Annotated in this window: 11 protein-coding genes; 2 read left to right on the top strand and 9 right to left on the bottom strand. The window is 65.7% G+C overall.

Annotated features, from left to right (window positions below; all coding sequences use genetic code 11):
• Positions 1–5: 5 nt before the first annotated feature.
• The 8 genes from ACODRZ_RS12135 to ACODRZ_RS12100 all read right to left on the bottom strand — a co-directional run bounded on the left by ACODRZ_RS12135 (position 6) and on the right by ACODRZ_RS12100 (position 13,163).
• Positions 6–1,997, bottom strand: coding sequence for an MGH1-like glycoside hydrolase domain-containing protein (locus tag ACODRZ_RS12135; RefSeq protein ID WP_488972820.1), 1,992 nt, complete (start codon positions 1,995–1,997; stop codon positions 6–8).
• Positions 1,998–2,279: 282 nt separating this feature from the next.
• Positions 2,280–5,189: a TonB-dependent receptor gene (locus tag ACODRZ_RS12130; RefSeq protein WP_488972668.1), complete on the bottom strand. Its 2,910-nt coding sequence runs from the start codon at positions 5,187–5,189 to the stop codon at positions 2,280–2,282.
• Positions 5,190–5,464: 275 nt separating this feature from the next.
• Positions 5,465–6,910, bottom strand: coding sequence for a family 43 glycosylhydrolase (locus ACODRZ_RS12125; protein WP_488972669.1), 1,446 nt, complete (start codon positions 6,908–6,910; stop codon positions 5,465–5,467).
• 147 nt (positions 6,911–7,057) lie between these two features.
• Entirely contained in the window at positions 7,058–8,062 is a 1,005-nt protein-coding gene (locus ACODRZ_RS12120) for an arabinan endo-1,5-alpha-L-arabinosidase (RefSeq protein ID WP_488972667.1), read from the bottom strand.
• On the bottom strand, positions 8,062–9,627 hold the full coding sequence (locus tag ACODRZ_RS12115; protein ID WP_488972666.1) for an alpha-N-arabinofuranosidase: 1,566 nt from the start codon (positions 9,625–9,627) through the stop codon (positions 8,062–8,064). The genes ACODRZ_RS12120 and ACODRZ_RS12115 overlap by 1 nt, the downstream gene beginning before the upstream one ends.
• A gap of 24 nt (positions 9,628–9,651) precedes the next feature.
• The gene (locus ACODRZ_RS12110; protein ID WP_488972665.1) at positions 9,652–10,578 is read right to left on the bottom strand and encodes a Gfo/Idh/MocA family protein; all 927 of its coding nucleotides are present in this window, start codon (positions 10,576–10,578) and stop codon (positions 9,652–9,654) included.
• A 3-nt stretch (positions 10,579–10,581) separates the two neighbouring features.
• On the bottom strand, positions 10,582–11,577 hold the full coding sequence (araD1, locus tag ACODRZ_RS12105) for an AraD1 family protein (protein ID WP_488972664.1): 996 nt from the start codon (positions 11,575–11,577) through the stop codon (positions 10,582–10,584).
• Between the two features lie 56 nt (positions 11,578–11,633).
• The gene (locus tag ACODRZ_RS12100) at positions 11,634–13,163 is read right to left on the bottom strand and encodes an aldehyde dehydrogenase (NADP(+)) (RefSeq protein ID WP_488972663.1); all 1,530 of its coding nucleotides are present in this window, start codon (positions 13,161–13,163) and stop codon (positions 11,634–11,636) included.
• Positions 13,164–13,274: 111 nt separating this feature from the next.
• Between ACODRZ_RS12100 and ACODRZ_RS12095 the strand changes: the two genes are divergently transcribed.
• A complete protein-coding gene (locus tag ACODRZ_RS12095) occupies positions 13,275–14,030 on the top strand; it encodes a FadR/GntR family transcriptional regulator (protein WP_488972662.1) in 756 nt (251 codons plus the stop codon).
• A gap of 107 nt (positions 14,031–14,137) precedes the next feature.
• Here the strand turns inward: ACODRZ_RS12095 and ACODRZ_RS12090 are convergent, their stop codons facing one another.
• On the bottom strand, positions 14,138–15,451 hold the full coding sequence (locus tag ACODRZ_RS12090) for a sugar MFS transporter (RefSeq protein WP_488972661.1): 1,314 nt from the start codon (positions 15,449–15,451) through the stop codon (positions 14,138–14,140).
• Positions 15,452–15,608: 157 nt separating this feature from the next.
• Here ACODRZ_RS12090 and ACODRZ_RS12085 point away from each other — a divergent pair, with 157 nt between their 5' ends.
• On the top strand, positions 15,609–16,757 hold the full coding sequence (locus ACODRZ_RS12085; RefSeq protein ID WP_488972660.1) for an aldose epimerase family protein: 1,149 nt from the start codon (positions 15,609–15,611) through the stop codon (positions 16,755–16,757).
• Positions 16,758–16,768: the final 11 nt, after the last annotated feature.

Raw genomic sequence — 16,768 nt, 5'->3', positions numbered from 1 at the left:
GTAACTCACCGCGCGAACGCCTTCACCTCCGCCAGCCGGATCGCGCGGCCCTTCACAGGCATCATCGACACGCGCAGGCGCTCCGCGTCCACGGGAGCCCAGGTCACCCGCGTCACGCCGTTCGCCAGCGGCCCGGGCGAACCGCCGACCTGCTGCCAGCGGCCCTCGCGCCACACCTCGACGGTCACGCCGCGCGGTGCCGCAAAGCGCGCACCGTCGGCGAAGAACGCCAGTTCGGCGCTGCCCAGCGTGACCGCCTTGCCGAAGTCCAGCGCGTACCACTGCGCCTTGCCGGAAGCGTCCGAATCCCAGCCGTTCGGCAGCTCGGGATAGAACCACGCGCGGCCATCCACCGCATCGTGCAGTTTCTCGGCATCGGTGCCGGACGAGGCACTGGCCTTGGGAAAGCCGCTGCGCACGAGTTGCACCGCCAGGTTCTCCTCGCGCACGATGGGCGCGTTGGCCTTGCGCGCCACCGGCACTTCCATACGGCCAAGATCGGCACGGCGGGCGACTTCGCGACCATCCACCTCGATCGCAAGCCCCCTGCCCCGGCGATAGCGGCTGCCGTCCGCGTCCCACGTCACCGAGATTTCATGCCCGTGGTAAGGAACCCGCTCGATGCGGAACCAGTCGAGGCCCTGCTGCAGCGGGTTCACTTCCAGCACGTCGTCGCTGCGCGGACGGATACCGACGAGGCCGGTCAGGATCAGGTCGATGTAGCCCGAATGGAAATAGTGATGGCTGCGGTCCAGCCCGACGATCGGCTTGCCGGTTTCAGGGTGGTAGTCTTCTTCCAGGTCCAGCTTGTCGCCCTGATAGTGAAGCTGCGTGTACTGGCGCAGCATCGTCATCCAGTCGGCGCGGGAAACCGGGCCGTGCTCTTCGTAATGGTCGAGCAGGTTGGCCATCGCGGTCAATACTTGCGTCGTCTGGTAGGGCCAGATCGGTCCGTTCCACTGGCACTCCGGGTCCGGCCCGAGGTAACGATACTGGCGCATGTAGTATTCGTAGGACTTCTCGACCGTGCGCATACCGGCCTTGCCTGCCAGCGATTCCGGATCGGTGAGGTGCGCCCACGCCTTCGCGTACTTTGCATCGTCGGGGACGAGGTCGAACATCCACGGCAGGTAGCCCACGAGTTCGCGGTTGCGGATCGGTTCCCAGTATTTGACGTGTTCGTTGGTCGTCTGGTGGCGGTCGGTGAAGTGCTGGAGCCTGGGGTTCCACAAGTCCGCCAGCACGCGCGCCTTCAAGGCCTCGGCGCGGGCGGCGTATTCCTTCGCCATCGCCTCGTCGCCCGCCATCTGCGCCATGCGCGACAGGGCGCGGGCATTGGCGAACATATAGGCGTTGACGGAAGGCCGGAACGCATCGCCGCCGCGAAAGCCGTCCTTGCCGCCCGAGGCATCGATCGAGGACACGGTGTACTCGGTCGCGTCGAGCAACGGCTCGACGAAGTAGAGGCCCTTGTCGAAATCGAACTTCTCGTCCCACAGCCGGTAGACGTGGCGCATCGTCTTCAGATGCGCGAGCAGCGCCTCGCGGTCGCCGTCCACCAGGTAGCGGCCCCATACCGAATCCGCCATGTGGTCGGTGAAGTGGCGGTCGTTGCCGCCCTCGTACATGAAGTTGATGTAGTCGTCGGTGAAGCGCCGGTCGTTCAGCCAGCGGCCTTCGGCGATGTGGAAGCCGCTCGCGTCGTTGAGGCTGGCGAAGGGTTCGCGCTGCCAGTCGACGTCGTCGGCGAACTCGGTGGTGATGTAGCCCTGCTTGCCGAGATCGCGCTGGTGAGCGCGGAACAGGCCCCAGCGGTAGTAGTAGACCGCGTCGATCTTCGCGTCCGAGGATTCGAAGAAGGGAATCCGCCCCTCGTACCACGCCGCATCGTTGCCGTAGCGGGCCTCGGCGATGGCCTCGTGGTCCATCGGCGGACTGGCGGCGGCGGCAAGCAGCGCCATGAAGGGGAGCGCCGCGAGGGCCAGTTTCTTGCGCACGTCAACGGTCCTTCCGTGAACGGCCCAAGCTGAGGGGGCTTCGACAAGCTCAGCCTGAGCGGGATTTAAAGACCTGTTCTCAAACCCGCTCAGGCTGAGCTTGTCGAAGCCCCCGCCGGACAGCACCGGTCCCGGAACCTGTCCGGGACGGCACATTGAAGCAATCGGAAGGGCGGCCGGTCCGTATCGGGTGTTGGGAGAGGAAGGAGCCCCGACCCGTCCCGGCCGCCCTGAGCGGGGCACGCTGCGGGGAATGGCGTTCCCGCAGCGTGCCCCGCCGTATCAGTCGAACTTGAAGCGCACGCCCACCGCGAAAGTGCGGTCGATCAGCAGCGTGCTGGAATTGAACTGCTGCGGGTTACCGACGTCGCCGAACTTGTAGTAGTTCTGCTGCTTCGCCTTGGTGAGGTTCACCGCGTCGAAGGTCACGCCGATATCATCGTTGACGTTCCAGGTCAGCTGCAGGTCGAGGCTCTTTTCAGGCGCGCGCCAGAAGCCGATCGGGTTCGCGAAGGAGCGGCCCTCGTTGCTCTGGAGGAAGCCCTTGCGCCAGATGTACGACAGGCGGGCACCGATCGGGCCGTTGTCGTAAGCCAGCGTCGCGTTGTACGACAGCTTCGACACGCCGAAGAACGCCGACTTGGTGGAGCCGGTGATCTCGCCCTCGGTGTTGACGACCGGGATCGTCTGCTCGGAGTCGAGGATCGTTGCGCTGCCGGTGAAGCCGAGGCCGTTGAGCGGGCCGGGCAGATAGGTCGGGAAGTAGGTCAGGCCCAGTTCCACGCCCTTCAGCACGCCGTCGGAGGCATTGACCGGACGGGTGATGTTGAACGTCTCGGTATAGGTCTCGTTACGCGGCAGGTAGTTGTTCGGGATGATCTCGCGGCCCGTGAGCGGCACGACCAGCCCGTTGATCTCGCGGCGGAAGGCCGTCGCGTAGATCGCGCTGTTGCGCTCGAAGTACCATTCGATCGCGAGGTCGAAGTTCTTCGAATGGGTCGCGGTCAGGTTGGCGTTGCCCGCGCTGCCGGTGCCGAAGCCGATGCGCGACAAGTCGCCCGTCAGCGTGACGTTGGGGTTGAGATCGCCGAAGGCCGGACGGCGCAGCGTCTCGCCGTAGTTGAAGCGGATGCGCAGGTTGTCGGTGATGCCGTAGCGCGCGGTGAACGAGGGCAGCCACTTGGCCGATCCGGTCGACACCCCGGTGCGGGCGAAGTTGTTGCCGCGATCGAAGTATTCGTAGTCGGTGTCGATCTGCACGTAGCGCACACCGGCCTGCAGCTGCAGCGGGCGGCCGAACAGTTCGATCTCGCCGTCCGCCATCAGGTAGGCGGCGGTATTGATCTCGCCGATGCCGAAGACGTGGCCGAAGGTCAGCTGGTCGGACAGCAGCAGCCCCGGGTTGACCGCCTGGTACAGGGTGCGAACCGCATCCTTGTGCATGGAGCGCGGATCGGCGAGCACCCAGCTGGTCGGAATATCGGCGCGGCCGTCGAAGAAGCCGCTGTTGGTGAACGGCGTGCCCTGCCCGAACTGGTCGAGCGTCACGCCCGGCAGGCCGCCCGCGCCCTGGTCACGCACGTAACTGTCGGCCTTGCGGTCGTCGTAGCGGAAGCCCGCCTTGATGCGGCGCAGGAAGCCTTCGTCCCACTCGTACTCGCCGTCGAGCATCACGGTCAGCGCGCTGCCCTTGTTCCTCGTGCCGCTGTCGAACAGGTTGCCCACGGTCCACGCCGAAGCGTCGGTCAGGACGCCCTGGTTGGCGAAGCTGTACGAAGGCAGGCCGCCACCGGCGTTGAAGTCCACGTCGATGTCGAGCGGCGCGCGGTCGGTGCGGATCGCGAAGAACGAGGTCTCGTTCTTGCTGTCCTGATACGTGACGTCGGCAGTGATCTTGCCGCGATCGGCCACGTCCCACTTGGCGTTGAAGGCGTAGACGTAGCTGTCGGTCTTGTTGGTCGCATAGTCGCCGCTGTTGAAGCCCGCCACTGCGCCGACCTGACGCGACTTGATGATGTTGGTGCCGTCATACAGCTCGAAGCTGTTCGCCGCGTCGGCCGGCAGGTTGCCCCACCAGTCCACGAAGCTGAAGTTCAGGCTGTTGTAGGTCTTGCCCCGGAAGCCGGTGTAGAACACTTCGGCGGTGTAGACCGAGCGGTCATCCGGCGCCCACTGCAGCGCGGCGTTGACCGACGGGCGCGTGCGCTTGCCGTAGAGGTCGGAGGCGATCACCGCGTCGCGCGACAGGTAGTAGGGAACCTCGACGCCGTTGATATTGAGCGTGGAGCCCGCCTTGGTCGAGAGCCCCGCATCGAGGCCCGGCGTCCACAGGTTGCCCTGCGGGTTCGACGGGGTGACGGCGCGGCAGTCGGTGGTGAACAGGCGCTCCAGCGCGCCGAAGGGTGCGCCGCCCGGGCACGCGCCCAGCATGGTGCTGGTGGTCACTGACGGGCGCGCGCCATCGACCGTCAGGAACGGCACCATCGCGCCCGCCTGCAGGTTCTGGTTGCGGAATTCGGCGCGGGTATAGCTGGCGTTCACGAGGAAGCCGATCTCGCCGATGCCAGTATCCCACTTGTCCGCCACGAGCAGCGCGACATTGGGGTTCGCCTTGTCGGCCAGTTCAGAATAGATGCCGCGCGCGAGGCCCGAGATGGTGAAGCCGTCGAAGTCGAGCGGGCGGCGGGTCTGCACGTCGATCTGCCCGGCAAGGCCGGTCTCGATCTGGTCGGCCGAGCGCGTCTTGTAGACGTCGATCTTCTTGACGAGGTTCGCCGAGATGTCCTGCAGCGCGAACGAAGTGCCCGCCGCGGTAAAGATGTTGCGGCCGTTCAGCGTGGTCAGCGGATCGGTCAGGCCGCGGATGGTGATCGTTGCCGCTTCACCGCCGGCACGGTCGGTGACCTGGATGCCGGTGACGCGCTGCAGCGCCTCGACCACGTTGTTGTCGGGCAGCTTGCCCACGTCCTCGGCGACGATCGAATCGACGATCTGGACATTGTCCTTGCGGCTGTTGATGGCGCCGACGATCGACGCGCGCACGCCGGTGACGATGATGTCCTCAGCGCTGGCCTCATCGGCAGCGGCCTGCGGCATGGAATCCTGCGGAGCGGCATCCTGAGCCTGCGCCACGGAAGCGAAGCCGAGAGCAAGAACGGATGCGGTGCAGAATGCGAATGGCTTGAACGCCATGATCAACCCTCCCAAGGGGGCTGGCCGATACCATGCCCCGAAAACTGTGTGTCGCCTGATTATTAGTCGGACTATTTAGACGCAAGCGGAAAATGCATTGCTCCGACAAAAAGGCCATGGAGATGTGGCGGAATGGGCGCACTTCCGCACCATACCCGCGTAGACCACCCCGGAATCGACCTAATTAATCAGACAATATCCCGACCCGCTCGCAACGACGGGGGAAGGGAGTGACCGGCGCACTGCGTGCACAATGCTCCGGTCACGCCATGGCCTCAATCCGCCAGCCAGGCCACGCTGGCATCGTAGGAATCGGCCAGCACCAGCCGATCGCCGGCATGCGCGAGCGCCCTGCCTTCGTAAGCAACCGAGGCAAACCGCACGGTGCCGGTAGCGGGGCCGACCTCGCGGCGGAAGCGGTCCTGCGCCGCGACATCGCCGACAACCTCAAGGGGCGCCAGTCGCACCGAACCGTCCGGGCTTGCAGCCAGGCACAAGTCAGGCCTGAGGATCGGCACCAGTTGGACGGTGCCCTCGCCTGCCTCGACCGAACGGAACTGGGTCTGCGGCAGCGGCGCGTCGCTCACTGACAGGGCCATGCCGTCGCAAGCCATGCGCACGGTGCGGTGCACGGCGGGAATGAAGCGCTCCGGCAGCGCGCCGTTGCCCACCGGCACGCCGAAATCGGGCACGCCGTTCGCGTCATAATAGATGCGCTGGATGCGGGTGTGGCGATCGGGGTTGAACAGCGGGTCACCCTCGATCTTCTCATAGTCGCGCCCGTGGTAGACGAGGATATCGCGGCCCTCTTCGTCCACGGTGAAGCTGTTGTGGCCAGGGCCGTAGACCGAGGTTTCCCGGCAAGTCTCGAAGACCGGCCGGGGAGACTTGGTCCAGGCGCGCGGGTCCATGATGTTGGCGGTCTCGTCCACGCTGAGCAGGCCCATGCAGTAGCGCGCATCGGTGGCGCTGGCCGAGTACGTCATGAACAGGCGGCCGTTGCGGTTGAGGAAGGCCGAACCCTCGTTGACCTTGAAGCCGCGCACTTCCCAGTCGAGCGTCGGAACCGTCAGCCGCGCAGGCGCGGAGGCGAGCGTCAGCGCGTCCTTCATCGGCGCGATGTAGACGTTGGAATTGGTCTCGATCCCGGGCTCGCGCTGCGCCCACGAGAAGTAGCGCACGCCCCGGTGCGTGAAGATCGTCGAGTCGAGGTTGAAGCTGTCCCACGGCGCCTGGAACTGGCCGAGCACCGACCAGTTGCCGGTCATCGGATCGGGACCGTCGCAGACCACGGCATAGGTGCGGATACGGAACACGTCCTCGCCGCCGCCGCTTGGGCCGGCCGCGAAGTAGACGATCCACTTGCCGTCGACATGGTGCAGTTCGGGCGCCCACAGGAAGCCTGACATCGGCCCGCTCGCTTCATGACGCCAGAGCACCCGCTCCTCGGCATCGGTCAGGCCCGCCAGCGTCTTCGACCGGCGCAGCGCGAGGCGGTCGTACTCGGGCACCGAGCCCATCGCGTAGTACCAGCCGTCGTCGTGACGGAAGATCTGGGTGTCGGCGCGCTGCCTGATGAGCGGGTTGCTCGCGGCAGGCGCCTGCGGGCTTTTCGAGGTGCCGATCACGCTCTTGCCCGGCGCGGTGCAGGCGATCGGAAGCAGCGATGCGCCGACGCCAAGGCTGGTGGCGAAACTGCGGCGCGACAGGGGGAAGTTCATCATGGCCTCTCCGGCGGTTCTGGTACGTTGTGGTTACCTTAGGGGTATGTTAGGTGCCATTGGGTGCCACCCGAAAAAGACGCCCCGGCCAAGTATCGATAGCCGACCGGGGCGTATTCAGGTGGGTATTCTCAGTATTCGGCGATCCTAGTATTCGGCGGTGGGCCAGCCGTCCGCGTCCCAGCGCAGCGGCGCGATGCGCAGCGTGGGGCGGCCATCGGCATCCTTGTCGTAGGCGTGGTAGACGAGGTAGGTGGTTCCGTCCTTGTCGGTGAACGCTCCGGCGTGACCAGGCCCGCGGAAACGCTGCTTTTCCTGCAGGTCGGAGCGCAGCAGGATGGTCCCCTCGCCCTCCATCATCGAACTGCCGTCACGGCCCAGATACGGGCCGGTGATCTTCTTCGAACGGCCGACGACGGTGTAATACGTCGAGTTCACGCCCTTGCAGCAATAGTCGTAGGACGCGATCAGGAAGTACCAGCCGCCGTGGGGAATGATGAACGGCGCCTCCACCGGCGCCGCCGCTCCCGCAGGAGCCCGGCGGCGCGCAATCGAGTAGGGTTCGGTGCCGGGCACGACCTTGCCGGTCTTCGCATCGAGCGGGAACAGCTTGAGACCGCTCCAGAAACTGCCGAGCGACAGCCACTGGCGCCCCTGCGCATCGACGACGAAGTTGGGGTCGATGGCGTTGAAGTCATCGTCCTTGGTGGACATGACGACAAGGCCATGATCCTGCCATTTCGCCTTCGCGCCGAGGGTCTTGGACGTCGCAAGGCCGATCGCCGAGCGGTTCGACCCGAAAGTCGAGACCGAATAGTACAGCCGGTATTCGCCGTTCACATACGAAATATCCGGCGCCCAGATACCTTCGGTTCCGGGCGCAGCATCTTTCGCCCACGCCGGTATTTCGGAGAACACAGAACCGGCATCCTTCCAGACCTTCAGGTCGGTCGAGGTCTTGATACCGATATACTTGCCCACGGTGCTGAACACGTAATACGTGTCCCCTTCGCGGATGATGACCGGATCATGCACGACAAGGTCGCCGGAAAGCTGCGAATTCAGCGTCCCGGCCCCCTTCTCGCCGACCTGCTGGGCGCTCGCAGCACCGGCAAGAGCCAGCGCCGCAAACCCCAAGAAAACCGCCTTCATCACTGCAGTTCCAGAACCACCACCGACTTCGCCGGCAGCGTCACGACCAGCTGGCCGCCCTGCACGCTCGCCCCGGTGAAAGCGGCGGGCTTGACGACGTCGGGCGCGTCGAAAGTGTTGTGCGAATTGATCGCCGAGCCCGTCAGAATCCGGCCGGAAACCGCCGAAGCGCTGACGCCGTCGAGCTTGATGGTCACCGTGTTCGACTGGTTCGGATCGAGGTTCGACAGCGCGACATGCACCTTGCCGTCCTTCGCCTTCACCGCCGAGCCGCTGACTGCAGGCATGGTGAACTCGTCCTTGGAATACCACGGCGACTTGATTTCAAGAGGCAGCACGGTGGCGTCCTGCCAGGGCTTGTACATCTCGAAGACGTGGTAGGTCGGGGTCAGCACCATCTTGCTGCCCTGCGTGAAGATCATCGCCTGGAGCACGTTCACCATCTGCGCGATGGCGGTCATACGGACGCGATCGGCGTGCTTCGCGAAGATATCGAGGTGGACGGACGCGATCAGCGCATCACGCAAGGTATTCTGCTGCCTCAGGAATCCGGGGTGCGTACCCTCGTCCTGCGCATACCACGAACCCCATTCATCGACCGCGAGGAAGACGCGCTTCTCGGGATCGTACTTGCCCATGATCGCCGAGTGTTTGGTGATAAGCTCGTCCATGTGCCGCGCGCCGTTCAGCGCATCGGCCCAGCCATGTTCGTCGAAGTTCACCGCAGGCGCACGCGGCGGCCAGCCACCGGCGGGGTGGACGTAATAGTGCAGCGAAACACCGTCGAGCTGGTTCGCCGCGACGCGCATCATCGTCTCGGTCCAGTTGTAGTCGTCGACGTTGGCGCCGGCCGCGACCTTCAGGATCTTGGTCCCGGCGGGCGGCTTGATGAAGGTGGCGTAGCGGCGCGTCTCGTCCGCCGCGAACTCGGGGCGCATGTTGCCGCCGCAGCCCCACAGCTCGTTGCCGACGCCGAAGTACTTGACCTTCCAAGGTTCCTTGTGGCCGTTCTTCGCGCGCTCATCCGCCAGCGAGCCGGCGGGCGAGGTCATGTATTCGACCCATTCGGCCATTTCGCGCGGCGTGCCGTTGCCGACGTTGCCCGCGACGTAGGCCTCTGCGCCGACCTGGCGGATCAGCTCGAAGAACTCGTGCGTGCCGACCGCGTTGGGCTCGGTCACGCCGCCCCAGTGGGTGTTGATCTTGACCGGACGCTTGGCCTGCGGGCCGATGCCCTCACGCCAGTTGTACTCGTCGGCGAAGCAGCCGCCGGGCCAGCGGATCACCGGAACCGACAAGTCCTTCAGCGCCTTGACCACGTCGTTGCGGAAGCCGTTGGTGTTGGGGATCTTGCTCCCCTTGCCGACCCACAGGCCACCGTAGATGCCCTCGCCCAGATGCTCGGCGAACTGGGTGAAGACGTCCTTGTTGTAGACCGGACCGGGCTTGCTGCCCTCGATCGTGGCGGTGGTGGGCTGGCCACCCGTATCGGCGGATACGGGCGTGGAAAGCACCGTCGCTGCCATCAGCATGGCGAGCGACGCGCGGCGGAAGAACTTGGTCATTTCAGTCCCCTCCCTAGGGAATGGTCAATCGTGGAATTCGTCTACCAGCTTGCGGTGACCACGCAGGAATGCGTCGGCGACGAGGCGCAACGGGGCCACATCGACATCGCTGCGGCCACCGCGGATAAGGTTGGCGAAGCGCGCGTAGAGCCCCGGATACTCCATGTCCTCGGCATGCTCGGTGCCGCTCGGCAGCGTGAGCACGGCGCCGCCGTTGGCGAGCTTGAGGATTCCTTCGTCAGTCTCCACCACGATGTCCCACGACTGTGGGCCGGTCTGGCGCCAGTCGAGGTCCATGTGGATCGGCGCGCCGGCGGTGTCGCGGAACTGGATGTCGGCGGCGATCGGCGCGGCGCGGTTGGCCGGGATTTCCAGCGTCGCGCCCTGAAGGAACATCGGGCGCGGCAGGATATGCGTGACGATCGAGAGCGCATTGATGCCCGGATCGAACACGCCAAGGCCGCCCGGCTCCCAGATCCATGCCTGACCCGGATGCCACACGCGCACGTCCTCGCGCCACACGATCGAGACTTTCTCGATCTTGCGATCGGACAGCCACGCGCGCGCCGGGGCCACGCCCGCCGCGAAGCGCGAGTGCCACGAAGCGAACAGCGTCGCCCCGACCTTCTCGGCACGGCTTTCCAGCGCCACGACTTCGGACAGCGTCGCGCCCGGCGGCTTTTCGAGGAACACGTGCATGCCCTTCGACAGCGCCTGCACGGCCAGGTCATAGCGGACCTGCGGCGGCGTGCAGAGCGCCACCGCATCGACCGCCGGGCCGTTCGCGATCAGTTCGTCGAGGCTCTTGGCGTGCGGCACGCCATCGACGCCCGGATCACGCGGGCTGACGGTGGCGGCGAGACTGAACGCCTTGTTCCCGGCGATGGCGGGAAGGTGCTGGTCGCGGGCGATCTTGCCCACGCCCACCACCGCAATGCGGATCGGGTCCATCGATCAGAGCGCCTTCACGGCAAAGGCGCGTTCGGGAACGCGGACCAGCTTGTTGGCGACCGGCAGCGTGAACGGCGCGGCCGAGATCTCGAACACGTCGCCTTCCTGCGTCTGCACGCCGTCGCTGAACGAAAGCGTCGCGGTGCCGAAGAAGTGGACGTGCACGTCGCCCGCGCGGCGGAACAGGTCGTACTTGAAGTGGTGATGCTCAAGGTTCGCGAAGGTGTGCGACATGTTGCCCTCGCCCGAGAGGAAGGGCTTTTCCCAGATCGTCTCGCCGCCCCGGATGACCTTGCTGGTGCCCTCGATGTGCGAGGGCGGCGTGCCGAGCAGCAGCTCCGGACCCAGCGCGGCCTGACGCAGCTTGGAGTGGGCCAGCCACAGGTAGTTGTGACGCTCGGTGACATGGTCCGAGTACTCGTTGGCGAGCGCGAGACCGAGACGGTAGGCAGTGCCGTCCTCGCCGATCAGGTAGATGCCTGCGAGTTCGGGCTCCTCGCCGCCGTCCTTGGCGAAGGCGGGCATTTCGAGGTCGTCGGTCGGGCCGACGAGCTGCGAGCCGTCGCCCTTGTAGAACCATTCCGGCTGCTGGCCGGCTTCGCCCGGCGCAGGCTTGCCGCCTTCGAGGCCTTCGAGGAACATGCGCATGGAGTCGGTCGGCTTCTCTTCGGAAGCAGCCGCCTTGTGCATCTTGTCGCGGCCCTCGGCGGAACCGAGGTGAGTCAGGCCGGTGCCCGCGAGCAACAGGTGCGCGCCGTCCTCGTGGTCGATCGGCGCGAGCAGGCGGCCCGCCGCGAACTCGGCGGCGATATCGACGGCTTCGCCCTGCCCGGCATCCTTGGCGGCCTCAGCGAGCGTCTGGCCCGCAGCGATCGCACCGAGCGCGAGTTTACGTACCGAAGCGACGCCCGGCAGGAAATGGGCCGCATCCCCGTCGGCGAGAATGACGGAGCGAACGCCCTCGGCGCTCAGGTGCTGGAGCAGGCGAAGATAAGTCATGAGTACTCTCCCAAAGGCGGCGCGCTTCTTGGGAGCGCGCCGCCCGGATGGTTGGATCAGTTGAGGGTAAGCGTGCCGTCGATCAGGCGCGGGGCGCCGTCACCGAAGGCATCGTCGCGCAGTTCGGCCGGAAGCAGCCCTTGCGCGAAGTTCTGATAGCTGACCGGACGCAGGTAGCGGTCGATCGCCATGCTGCCGACCGACGTGGTGCGCGGGTCGGAAGTCGAGGGGAACGGGCCGCCGTGGACCATCGCGTGACACACTTCGACACCGGTGGGCCAGCCGTTGACGAGGATGCGGCCGACCTTGCGCTCCAGCACCGGCAAGACGCGGGCGGCGGCGCCCTCGTCGGCATCATCCATGTGGAGAGTGGCGGTCAGCTGGCCTTCGAGGCCTTCGAGCACGGTCAGCAGTTCGGCTTCGTCCTTGCAGACGACAACGATGGAGGCGGCACCGAACACTTCGTCGCCCGCCGCCTTGTCCGCGAGGAACTGCGCGGCGGTGGTCTGGAACAGGATCGCGCCGCCGGTAGTGCGGCTGCCTTCCTCGCCCTTGGCCAGCGTCTCGACGCCCGGAACGGCGGCCAGAGCCTCGACGCCCTTGGCATAGGCGGCGGCGATGCCGGTGGTGAGCATGGTCTGCGGCTTGGCCTCCGAAACGCCGGTGGTGGCGGCGGTTACGAAGGCGTTCAGCCCCTCACCCTCGACGGCTAGGATCAGGCCGGGGTTCGTGCAGAACTGGCCCGCGCCCATCGTCAGCGAGCCGACGAAGGCCGCGCCGAGCGCTTCGCCACGCGCCTTGAGCGCTTCTGGGAGCAGCAGAACCGGGTTGATGCTCGACATCTCGGCATAGACCGGGATCGGCACTTCGCGCGCCTGCGCCAGCTTGGCAAGCGCAAGACCGCCGCCACGCGAACCGGTGAAGCCGACCGCCATGATCGCCGGGTGCTGCACGAGCGCCGCGCCCAGTTCGTTCGAGGGACCGACGAGGTGCTGGAACACGCCATCGGGCAGACCCGCATCCTTCACCGCCTTGGTGATGGCGGCGGCGATCAGCGCGCCGGTGACCGGGTGTGCCGGGTGGCCCTTGACGACGACCGGGCAGCCGGCCGCCAGCGCCGAAGCGGTGTCACCACCCGCCGTCGAGAACGCGAGCGGGAAGTTCGAGGCACCGAACACTGCAACCGGGCCGACCGGGATCATGCGCAGGCGCAGGTCCGGGCGCGGCAGCGGCGCGCGGTCAGGCAGCGCGGGGTCGATACGCAGCTGCTGCCACTGGCCCTTACGCACGACGTCGGCGAACAGGCGCAGCTGACCGCAGGTGCGGCCACGCTCGCCCTCGCCGCGACCGCGCGGCAGGCCGCTCTCGGCGATGTAGGCTTCGATCAGCGGCTCGCCGATCGCCATGATCTCGTCAGCGATTCGCTCGAGGAATGCCGCGCGAGTCTCGCGATCGGTGGCGCGGTAGGTATCGAACGCAGCAGCCGCAGCAGCGCAGGCAGCGGCCACATCGGCGGTGGTGCTGATGGCGAGCGGCTCACCCTGAGGCTCACCGGTAGCGGCGACGATGGAACGAAATTCAGTCATTGGGCACTCCCTATTTACTCCGACATATTTCCTGTGCGAGCGAAACGCAATGTTTGTCGTTCCTTCTCGTGCAAACCGCTGTTAGTTTCGCTCCCGGAGGAGCCCATACCTGTGCCAGATGCCGATTTGACGACCACCGACGAAATCACCAAGCAGGGCGAGGAAGCCCGAGGCCCCGGCCGCAGACTGCATGGAGCCATTGCACACAAGCTCGGCACTGCCATCTTGTCAGGCAAATATGCCCCCGGAGATATTCTGTCGGGCGAAGTCGCCTTCGCCGAGGAACTGCAGGTATCCCGCAGCGCCTACCGCGAGGCGATCCAGGTGCTCACCGCCAAGGGCCTCGTCGCGAGCCGCCCTAAAGCGGGCACCCGCGTCCTCCCGCGTGATCGCTGGAACCTGCTCGACCCCGAAGTGCTCGGCTGGGCCTTCGCCGGAGAGCCGGACATCGAATTCGTCCGCAGCCTTTTCGAACTGCGCGCCATCGTCGAACCCGCTGCCGCCCGCCTGGCCGCGCAGCGCCGCGACAAGGCAGACCTCAAGGCGATGAAGGACGCCCTCACCGCCATGCGCCGCCACACCCTCACCACCGAGGCCGGGCGCGCGGCAGACCGGGACTTCCACAAGGCCATCCTTCAGGCGACGCGCAATGACGCCATCCTGACACTCAGCGCCTCGATCGGCGCGGCGGTAAACTGGACCACGCAGTTCAAGCAACGCGCCCGCGCCCTGCCGCGCAATCCGATCCCCGATCACGTGAAGGTCTACGACGCCATTGCCGCAGGGGATGCGGCTGCGGCTGCGGAGGCGATGAACGCGCTGGTGGATCTGGCTCTGGAAGATACACGTAGCTCGATGGAAGATTGAACAGGGGAAAAGCAGGGGTGGTAAACCCCTGCGACTTCCTCTTGCTTCTTAAACAAAAAAAGCCCCGACGATCTCTCGCCGGGGCTCATTTCCTATCTGCCGCGCGACTATTCGAAAGTCGCTTCCGGCGGCGGCACCGCGTTGGTCGGCTTGCTGCCCCACAGCGCGTAGAACAGCACGTAGAGTTCGCAAGCCGCCGTCAGCAGGAACGAGGTCTGCAACCCGTAGTTGTCGGCCAACCAGCCCTGCACCACGACCAGCGCGCCGCCTGCGATCGCCATGACGAGCAGGCCCGAACCTTCCTCGGTCAACGGACCGAGGCCCTTGATGCCGAGGGTGAAGATGGTCGGGAACATGATCGAGTGGAACAGGCCGACGAGGATCAGCGACCACATCGCCACTTCGCCGTGCGCGAAGACAGTGACCATCATCACCGCGAAGGCGCCGATCGAGAAAAACGCCAGCACCTTGCCTGCATCGAAGCGCTGCATGACCGCAGAACCCGCAAAGCGGCCGACCATCATGCCGCCCCACAGGAACGACAGGTACTTGCCCGCCTGTTCATGCGTGAGGTTCGCGATGTCGGGCTGGCTGACGAAATTCACGAAGAGGTTGGCGACGCCGATTTCCGCGATCAGGTAGATGAAGATCGCGGGCACGCCGAACACCAGGTTGCGGTGGTTCCAGAGCGAGAGGTGTTTGCGCTCCTCCTTGGCGGCGCGCGAACCGGCCGAGCCCATTGCGGGCAGCGGGAACTTGGCGATGATAACCGCGAGGATCACCAGCACCACGGCGACGAGCGCATAAGGCAGGATCACCGAGTGGGCGTCGGCCATGCGCTCGGCTTCGGTCAGGACAGTTCCGGCGGTAGCCGTGCCGCCCTTGGAACGACCGAGGATCAGGTAGGCCCCGAAGAGCGGCGCCAGCATCGTACCCGCCGAGTTCAGCGCCTGCACCAGATTGAGGCGCGAGGACGCGGTCTCGGGCTTGCCGACGACGGCGACGTAGGGGTTCGCGGCCACCTGCAGCAGGGTGATGCCGCTGGCGATGACGAACAGCATGACCAGCGTGACGCCGTAGGACGGGATGCTGGCGGCCAGCATCATGCCGCATGCGCCTGCGGCCATGATGAGCAGGCCCGCGACGAGCGACTTCTGATAGCCGATCCGCTCGATCAGCTTGGCTGACGGGATCGAGGCCACGAAGTAGGCGATGAACCACACCGATTCGATCAGTGTCGTCTGGGTGTAGCTCAGCTCGAATACGCTGCGCAGGTGCGGCAGCAGCGTATTGTTGATGACGGTGATGAAGCCCCACATGAAGAACAGGCTGGCGAGCAGCGTAAGCGCGGGACCGTAGCGCACGCCTGCGGGCTGCACATGCAGCACGGGCGCGTCGGTGGATGAAACCACTGGGGGCATGACATTCCTCTCTTTAGCGCACCCGGCGGATCACCTCTTGCGGCAAACCGGCTTGCGCTCATTCTATTTGTCGGACTATATGCGCCAAGCGAAGCCGTCAATGGGGCGTGTCTTCACACAAGAATCGAAATCTCACCGACATGCGGGAGCTAAGGGAATGAGGAATCCGGGCAAGGTCTTTCTGATGGCGACGGCCTCGGTAGCGGTTTTGGCCGCTACGCCGGTGCTGGCCACGGAAGCGACACAGGCGAGCGCCGGCAAGCTGTCGAACGGCAGCGAGGTCACCGCAGTAACGCTGACGGCGGGCAACGGCGTTTCCGCCACGATCCTGACCTTCGGCGCGACGCTGTGGAAGCTGAACGCGCCGGATCGTGACGGCAAGACCGCCGACGTCCTTGTCGCTTACGACAAGCTCTCCGACTTCGAGACGCGCCCGAACTTCTGGGGCGCAACCATCGGCCGCTACGGCAACCGCATCGCCGACGGCAAGTTCACGCTCGACGGCAAGACCTACCAGCTGCCCGGCAACGACCACGGCCAGTCGCTCCACGGCGGCGGCAAGGGCTTCGACGTGCAGAACTGGAAGCTCGAATCGGTGAAGTCGGGCAAAGTGGCAACCGCCGTTTTCTCGCTCGTCAGCCCTGACGGCGATTCCGGCTACCCCGGCACGGTGAAGGCCAAGGTCACCTATTCGCTCGACGAATCCGGCAACCTGCAGATCGTCTTCGACGCGACGACCGACAAGCCGACCGTGCTCAACATGACCAACCACGCCATCTTCAACATGGCGGGCGAAGGCTCCGATCGCGATGCGATGACCAACGTGCTCACCCTCCCGGCGAGCAAGTACACTCCCGTCAACGAAAAGCTGATCCCGACCGGCGAACTGCGTTCCGTCGAGGGCACGCCGTTCGACTTCCGCAAGGGCAAGCCGGTCGCCGTGGGCCTGCGCGACGGCAACGACCAGCAGATCGTCTACGGTCGCGGCTTCGATCACAACTTCGCGCTCGACAAGGGCCAGACCAAGACGCCCGAACTCGCCGCCCGCCTCGAAGACCCCTTCTCGGGCCGCGTGCTGGAACTGCTGACGACCGAGCCCGGCGTCCAGTTCTACTCCGGCAATTTCCTTGACGGCACCTTCATCGGCAAGCAGGGCCACCTCTACCGCATGGGCGACGGCATCGCGCTGGAACCGCAGAAGTTTCCCGACAGCCCCAACCACGCCAATTTCCCGAGCACCCGCGTCGATCCCGGCAAGCCGTATCGGCATGTCATGATCTACCGCGTCACCACTTCTCCGCGCTGAACCAGAACGAA

The sequence above is a fragment of the Novosphingobium sp. FG90 genome (genome assembly GCF_057808725.1).
Note: the sequence above shows the minus strand (reverse complement) of the source record. Positions and strands in the feature narration are given on the sequence as shown.

What these genes read in the sequence shown, in the direction of transcription:
- ACODRZ_RS12130 (WP_488972668.1), bottom strand. Translation starts at nt 5,189, where the DNA reads ATGGCGTTCAAGCCATTCGCATTCTGCACCGCATCCGTTCTTGCTCTC.
- ACODRZ_RS12125 (WP_488972669.1), bottom strand. Translation starts at nt 6,910, where the DNA reads ATGAACTTCCCCCTGTCGCGCCGCAGTTTCGCCACCAGCCTTGGCGTC.
- ACODRZ_RS12120 (WP_488972667.1), bottom strand. Translation starts at nt 8,062, where the DNA reads ATGAAGGCGGTTTTCTTGGGGTTTGCGGCGCTGGCTCTTGCCGGTGCT.
- ACODRZ_RS12115 (WP_488972666.1), bottom strand. Translation starts at nt 9,627, where the DNA reads ATGACCAAGTTCTTCCGCCGCGCGTCGCTCGCCATGCTGATGGCAGCG.
- ACODRZ_RS12110 (WP_488972665.1), bottom strand. Translation starts at nt 10,578, where the DNA reads ATGGACCCGATCCGCATTGCGGTGGTGGGCGTGGGCAAGATCGCCCGC.
- araD1 (WP_488972664.1), bottom strand. Translation starts at nt 11,577, where the DNA reads ATGACTTATCTTCGCCTGCTCCAGCACCTGAGCGCCGAGGGCGTTCGC.
- ACODRZ_RS12100 (WP_488972663.1), bottom strand. Translation starts at nt 13,163, where the DNA reads ATGACTGAATTTCGTTCCATCGTCGCCGCTACCGGTGAGCCTCAGGGT.
- ACODRZ_RS12090 (WP_488972661.1), bottom strand. Translation starts at nt 15,451, where the DNA reads ATGCCCCCAGTGGTTTCATCCACCGACGCGCCCGTGCTGCATGTGCAG.
- ACODRZ_RS12085 (WP_488972660.1), top strand. Translation starts at nt 15,609, where the DNA reads ATGAGGAATCCGGGCAAGGTCTTTCTGATGGCGACGGCCTCGGTAGCG.